This is a genomic window from Ralstonia sp. OTU4908, assembly GCF_038440115.1.
In the GTDB taxonomy this organism is placed as follows: domain Bacteria; phylum Pseudomonadota; class Gammaproteobacteria; order Burkholderiales; family Burkholderiaceae; genus Ralstonia; species Ralstonia pickettii.
The window spans coordinates 1-1,183 of the sequence record NZ_JASATD010000092.1; the positions used below are offsets into that span (position 1 = coordinate 1).

At 65.5% G+C, this 1,183-nt stretch carries 1 protein-coding gene; it reads left to right on the forward strand.

Annotation, left to right across the window (positions count from 1 at the left end; translation table 11 throughout):
* Positions 1–33: 33 nt before the first annotated feature.
* On the forward strand, positions 34–1,179 hold the full coding sequence (locus tag AAHM38_RS25425) for an IS481 family transposase (protein ID WP_009239574.1): 1,146 nt from the start codon (positions 34–36) through the stop codon (positions 1,177–1,179).
* Positions 1,180–1,183 lie beyond the last annotated feature (4 nt).

Consider the following 1,183-nt stretch of genomic DNA (forward strand, 5'->3'; position numbering starts at 1 on the left):
CTTTGAGCGGCACATTCGCTCGGAGGTCAGGCCATGCCCTGGAGCACACGAGACACCATGAGCCTTCGTCAGGAATTCGTTCTATTGGCCCGGCAGGAAGGCTGTAACCGGCGCGAGCTGTGTCGGCGGTTCGGCATCAGCCCGCAAACCGGCTACAAGTGGCTGGCTCGTTACGTTGAGTCGGGGGACGCCGGACTGGCTGACCGGACGCGCCGTCCCTCGCACAGCCCGATGCGTACCGAGGCCGAGCTTGAACAGGCCGTCATCGCGTTACGCCAGCAGCACCCTGCGTGGGGCGGGCGCAAGATCAGCCGCCGCTTGGCCGACTTGGGCTGGAGTGATGTACCGGCGCCCAGCACCGTGACCTCCATCCTGCATCGGTATGGGTTGATTGCACCCGAAGCCTCAGACGCCTCCACGCCCTGGCAGCGCTTTGAGCACGCTGAACCGAACCAACTCTGGCAGATGGATTTCAAGGGCGGGTTCGCGTTGGCCGACGGCCAGCGCTGCTCGCCGCTGACCGTGATCGACGATCACTCCCGCTTCAACCTGGTGCTGGCGGCCTGCACGCAGACGCAGAGCGCGGTCGTGCAGCGTCACTTGCGCCAGGCCTTCGAGCGCTATGGGCTGCCGCTGCGCATCAACGCCGATAACGGCGCACCTTGGGGCAGTCCCACCCGGCCGGGGCAACTCACGGGCCTGGGCGTCTGGCTCATCCGCCTCGGTGTGCGCCTGAGCTACAGCCGCCCCGCCCACCCGCAGACCAACGGCAAGGACGAGCGCTTCCACCGCACGCTCAAGGCCGAGGCCCTGGCCGGGCGCTACTTCGCCTCTTGCGACGCGGTCCAGCACGCGCTGGATGCTTGGCGCACCGTCTATAACTGCGAGCGCCCGCACCAGGCCATCGACCTGGCCACGCCCATCACACGCTACCGGCCCAGCCCGCGACCGTATCCGTCTACGTTGGCACCGATCGAGTACAGCCCGCAGGACATCGTCCTCAACGTCGGATGGAATGGGGAGCTACGCTTCAGGAGTTGGCGCTTCAAGCTCTCCAATGCCCTGCACGGCTTGCCGGTGGCATTGCGCCCCGACCCTAAACACAGGGATCAATTCGATCTGTACTTCGTTCACCAACACCTTGGCCGTATCGATCTGAACCTGCCCGATGACTGCTGACATG

What these genes read in the sequence shown, in the direction of transcription:
- AAHM38_RS25425 (WP_009239574.1), top strand. Translation starts at nt 34, where the DNA reads ATGCCCTGGAGCACACGAGACACCATGAGCCTTCGTCAGGAATTCGTT.